Origin of the sequence: Xenorhabdus santafensis (assembly GCF_033949405.1) — a bacterium.
Lineage (GTDB): Bacteria > Pseudomonadota > Gammaproteobacteria > Enterobacterales > Enterobacteriaceae > Xenorhabdus > Xenorhabdus santafensis.
In genome coordinates this window covers 1-427 of sequence record NZ_VCDN01000509.1, presented here as the reverse complement: position 1 = coordinate 427, position 427 = coordinate 1, and the positions used below count along the sequence as shown (strand labels likewise).

Here is a 427-nt window from a genome sequence, read left to right as displayed (position 1 = left end):
AAAAATATGGTGCTACGCCATCTTTTAAAGGATACAACGGATTTCCGGGGAGCATATGTGCTTCTGTAAATGAAGAGCTTGTACACGGAATTCCAGGAAAGCGCAAGCTCAAAGAGGGCGATATCATCAGTATCGATATTGGTGCGAAATACAATGGGTACCATGGAGATTCTGCATGGACGTATCCAGTTGGAAACATTTCTGAATCTGTTCAAAAGCTACTTGATGTCACAGAAAAATCGTTGTATCTTGGTCTAGAACAAGTAAAACCAGGCGAGAGATTATCAAATATCTCACATGCGGTTCAAACCCATGCTGAAGAGAATGGATTCTCGATCGTTAGGGAGTATGTTGGTCACGGAATCGGGCAAGACTTACATGAGGACCCTCAAATCCCGCACTATGGTCCACCAAATAGAGGCCCTAG

1 protein-coding gene is annotated in these 427 nt (G+C 43.6%); it reads left to right on the top strand.

Features of this window, described 5'->3' with window-relative positions; genetic code table 11:
• A partial coding sequence (gene map, locus FE392_RS23210; protein WP_319932029.1) for a type I methionyl aminopeptidase occupies nt 1-427 on the top strand: 427 nt, incomplete at both ends.